The organism is Nostoc sp. 'Peltigera membranacea cyanobiont' 232 (assembly GCF_002245985.1).
Lineage (GTDB): Bacteria > Cyanobacteriota > Cyanobacteriia > Cyanobacteriales > Nostocaceae > Nostoc.
In genome coordinates this window covers 1-4,557 of the sequence record NZ_NOLK01000292.1, presented here as the reverse complement: position 1 = coordinate 4,557, position 4,557 = coordinate 1, and the positions used below count along the sequence as shown (strand labels likewise).

The 4,557-nt window shown below is 41.9% G+C and carries 6 protein-coding genes; 5 read left to right on the top strand and 1 reads right to left on the bottom strand.

Features of this window, described 5'->3' with window-relative positions; all coding sequences use genetic code 11:
• The first annotated feature begins 176 nt into the window (after window positions 1-176).
• The 5 genes from CDG79_RS39155 (at window position 177) to CDG79_RS39135 (ending at window position 4,321) form a co-directional block, all read left to right on the top strand.
• On the top strand, window positions 177-527 hold the full coding sequence (locus tag CDG79_RS39155; RefSeq protein WP_094346868.1) for a YtxH domain-containing protein: 351 nt from the start codon (window positions 177-179) through the stop codon (window positions 525-527).
• Window positions 528-538: 11 nt separating this feature from the next.
• Entirely contained in the window at window positions 539-1,078 is a 540-nt protein-coding gene (locus CDG79_RS39150; protein ID WP_094346867.1) for a hypothetical protein, read from the top strand.
• Window positions 1,079-1,261: 183 nt separating this feature from the next.
• Window positions 1,262-2,071, top strand: coding sequence for a TPM domain-containing protein (locus CDG79_RS39145; protein WP_094346866.1), 810 nt, complete (start codon window positions 1,262-1,264; stop codon window positions 2,069-2,071).
• Window positions 2,072-2,175: 104 nt separating this feature from the next.
• Window positions 2,176-2,805, top strand: coding sequence for a precorrin-8X methylmutase (locus CDG79_RS39140; protein ID WP_094346865.1), 630 nt, complete (start codon window positions 2,176-2,178; stop codon window positions 2,803-2,805).
• Between the two features lie 100 nt (window positions 2,806-2,905).
• Complete coding sequence (locus tag CDG79_RS39135) at window positions 2,906-4,321, top strand: right-handed parallel beta-helix repeat-containing protein (RefSeq protein WP_094346869.1); 1,416 nt, start codon at window positions 2,906-2,908, stop codon at window positions 4,319-4,321.
• 22 nt (window positions 4,322-4,343) lie between these two features.
• On the opposite strand, the gene CDG79_RS44590 is transcribed toward CDG79_RS39135, so the two are convergent.
• Window positions 4,344-4,557 (bottom strand): hypothetical protein (locus CDG79_RS44590; RefSeq protein WP_223278632.1); only part of this gene is annotated, 214 nt, incomplete at its 5' end.

The window sequence follows — 4,557 nt, the reverse complement described above, 5'->3', positions numbered from 1 at the left end:
GGATAGGGAGGGAAGCAGGAAGTTTTGAATTATAAGTAACTAATGGTTTTAATATTTAATGAATAAAAGCAACATTTTTGGCTGATATTTTGTCACGATAGATTAACTGAATAAAATCGGTGGAGTCTTGCAAGGAGAGAAAACCCACCTAAAATAGGTGTAAGGAGAGAAACAACATGTCTAATAACCGTTCTGGAGTATTTATTGGCGGTTTTATGCTGGGAGCTACCATCGGTGCGTTAACCGGTTTGCTCGTGGCTCCACGCACAGGGCGCGAAACGCGTAAAATTTTGAAAAAATCTGCTGATGCTATCCCAGAATTAGCAGAAGATTTATCAACGAGTGTGCAAATCCAAGCAGATCGTCTCTCTGCCAGCGCACTACGAAACTGGGATGAGACTTTAGATCGATTACGGGAAGCGATCGCAGCAGGTGTAGATGCCACTCAGAAGGAAAGCCAAATCTTAAAGCGGCAAACATCACCTGAAGACTCAGATTATCTTCCCCAGCAATTAGAACGCTCATAAATGACATTATCGTGATTGATCCCCTGTTTTGGTTGGGACTCTCTTTACTTTTAGTCGCCACAAGCTTGACTGCGGTTTTAGTGGCGGCAATACCGGCTTTGCAAGAGTTAGCACGCGCGGCTCGCAGTGCAGAAAAGCTATTTGATACCCTCTCACGGGAGTTACCGCCCACTCTAGAAGCTATTCGTGTGACTGGTTTGGAAATCACTGACTTAACTGATGATGTCAGTGAAGGTGTAAAAAGTGCCAGTCAAGTAGCTAAACAAGTCGATCAAAGTCTTGATAGTGCAAGGATTCAGGCTCAAAATCTGCAAGTAGGCACACGCAGCATCTTTGTTGGTGCGAAAGCTGCTTGGAGAAACTTCACCCGCCAGAAACCCACGAGGCGAAACAGCGATCGCTTACCAAGCAATGAACAACCACCACTAACGTTGCAAGAACGAGAAATGCTCAGGCAAGAAAATCGCCGGATAAAAACGGAACTATATCGCACTCATGAGGGTTACAACGACGCTGCTAACTGGGAAAGCAATTTTGATGACGAAGATTGAATTCATTGGGAATGGGAAGATCGAGCAGAAATAAGCGATCCCCAATGCCCGATTACCAAAAACGCTTTGCTTTGATCCCTTACATTAGAGTAAAGTAAACAAGTGTAAAGAACTATCATTTTTCCCGTACTCTTTTAAAACAACTTGTTCACTTCTACCGTTGATATTTGTATAAAAACGTCCATGCAATCTTGTTTTTGGCGACGAATTCTGGTATCTATTGCAGTATTTTTCCTGGCTGGGTCAATTTGGGTCATGCATTCTCCTCCAGCACTGGCTTATGATAATCCTGAGTTACTCCCTGACACCTTTACTCCAGTTGTAGACTTAGCTAGATCTCTACCTGTACTGCAAGAAGAAAAGCTTGTCAAAGATTTAGAACAGTTTGAAGCCGATACGGGCTGGAAACTGCGAGTATTGACCCAGTATGACCGCACCCCAGGTCGGGCAGTTATCAAATATTGGGGTTTGGATGACAAAAGCATTTTACTAGTCGCCGATTCTCGTGGCGGTAACATCCTCAGTTTTAGCGTCGGCGATGCTGTTTATGAACTTTTACCCAGAACATTCTGGATAGAACTGCAAACCCGCTTCGGTAATTTGTACTTTGTCCGCGAACAAGGCGAAGACCAAGCCATTCTGCAAGCTTTAGAATCAGTTAAAGGCTGTTTGCTCAAAGGTGGTTGCAATGTTGTTCCTGGACTGCCACGAGAGCAATGGATTCTCACCTTGATTACCTCAGTCATTGGTGGGATAATCTGTGGATTTGCAGCCCAACCCCGCGAGAAAGGACAAGTTTTTGCTTGGCAATGGGCTTTAATTTTCTCACCTTTGTGGGGAATCTTATTTATCGCCTTTGGTATTGGGCCAGTGGTGACGCGCACAAGCGACTGGCTACCTCTAGTTCGCAATATCTCTGGCTTTATTATCGGTGTTTTGGTTGCCTACCTATCTCCTATTTTCAGTCGGTCTTCTTCTAGTAATGAGTTATGAGTGCTGAGTTAGAAGTTATGAGTTTTTAATTAACTTATAACTCCTAACTCCTAAATGCCTGAAGCTGATAAGCTGAAAGCTAATATTTAAGAAGCTCAACAAAAATGGAATGGCACGTAACTGATGCTCAAAGTTTAGCAATCATTGACAATGAAATTGAAAATCATGTTCTTTCACCCGCAGAATACGAGATTGTGCGTCGGGTAATATACTCTACAGCTGACTTTGAGTATAAGTCTTTGATTCGTTTCTCTGAGCGTGCCTTGCAAGCAGGAGCAGCAGCACTAGCCGCCCGTACCACGATTGTGGTAGATGTACCGATGGTACAAGTAGGTATTGCCTACGAAATTCAAAACACCTTTGCTAATCCGGTGTATTGCAGCATGGAAGCTTTGACACGACCTCAAAAAGAAAAAACTCGGGCAGCATGGGGAATCGAAACCTTAGCAAAGCGTTATCCAGAGGGCATTTTTGTGGTAGGTCAAGCGCAAACAGCACTAACAGCACTACTAGATTTAATTGAAGCTGAAGAAATTAGACCTGCTTTGATAATTGCGACTCCAGTGGGATTTGTTGATGTTGATGAAGCGAAGGGGCGTTTACAAGACTCCCTAGTGCCTCATATTACCATTGAGAGTCGCAAAGGTAATGCAGTTGTAGCAGCTGCGATCGTTGATGGATTGGTAGACTTGGCTTGGCAAGCCTATGGACAAGATAGAAATCGGGGAAATTAGGAAAGTCGATTGTATTGTACTCTTTATGTAAAATATTATTTAAAATTACTGAAGATCCTGATATTTTTGTTAAGTAGTGCCGAGAAAGGAGCCTTTTCTTGTGGTAATTCAAGGTTTCAGATTAAGCGCATATCTTGCAATTCCCGTGGTGTTGAGTTTTTTGGTTGAGGGAGACAAGATAAAAGTATCTTCAATTGAAAACCTTCGCCAGGTATCCACTAACAAGGAAATTATCCTACCCAGTCGTGAGCTAATCAGCACTAAGACGAGTCCGAAAACATACTATGTTAGTGGTAATGGAAACGACAAAAATGGCGGACTCTCTACTTCATCTGCTTTTAGGACAATTCAAAGGGCAGCAAATCTGACTAACCCTGGCGATACAGTATTGATTATGAACGGAGTATACACAAATTCCGCTCAAGCTGGGAGTGCAGTAACTATTCAACGTTCTGGAACTGCAAAATCATGGATTAGGTATAAAGCATATCCTGGTCATTTTCCAAAAATTCAACATAATACATGGAACGGTATTCTGATTTCAAAGGGAGCTTCATATATCGAACTCAATGGGCTGGAGGTGATAGGGAACAATGCCAACATCACCCTTGATTATGCATTAAGTCAGAAGACTAATAGATCGAATCGGTTTACAAGCGGAAACTGCATAAACATTGACGGACGAACCAGTGGTCATGTTCATCACATAAATATTGTGAACAACAAAGTGCATGGCTGTGGAGGAACAGGTATCGCAGTAATTGAGGCTGATTATGTGAAGGTGGATAATAACACTGTATTCGATAATGCCTGGTATGGTGTTTATGGTGGTAGTGGTATCTCAATTTTGCACAATTGGAATTCTGACAGCAACCGGGGATACAAGATGTTTGTTACCAACAACAAGACCTATAACAATCGCATGTACATCCCTTGGATTGAAGTCGGTAGGATCACAGATGGTAATGGCATTATTATCGATGGTTCCAGGAATGAGCGACAAGACTCAAAGTTGGATGCATATATAGGGCGTACTTTAGTTAAAAACAATCTTGCATTTAATAATGGTGGTTCAGGCATTCATTCATTTTTAAGCGATCATATTGATATTGTAAATAACACGGCTGTTTTAAATAATCAGAGTCCAGAAATTAAGGGAGGACAGATATTTGCCCATACCTCATCTGATGTCAGAATTCTAAATAATATTCTCTATGCTTTTCCTGGTAAGGATATTAACGTTAACACTAAAAATAAAAACGTTGTTTATGACTATAATATCTATATCAATACTTCTAAGATAAGTGTTAAAGGCCCTCACGATATTGTTGCAGATTCCAATTTCTTAAAAAAGTATCCCACTCTAGAGAAAACATCTCGCGATTGGAAATCGCGGCTAGATAAACAAAACCCGCCAACACGGACGTATGTAGAGCCGAAGTCAGCAGGTTTTGTTTGCGGGACAGTCACCTATCGTTTGAAAGGGAAGCTTATAAAGGTGGGATGCTCTCTGTAAAATACGGACATCGTTTGGTCAACTATCCATACAGCAGTTTGGTTTTCAAATGGGTACAAAACGTAGGACTCAAAATCACAGATAAAAAGTTTCTATCTCCTGCCTCAAAACCCTTAACTTTGTACTTCATGTAAAGGAAAACTACTGTAAGTTCCCACCCCAGTCGTGAGGTAGGTGGGAATCCTTTACCCGCATTTCTCACAAGTTTGAAATGCAGAGGGGCAGAGGGGCAGAGG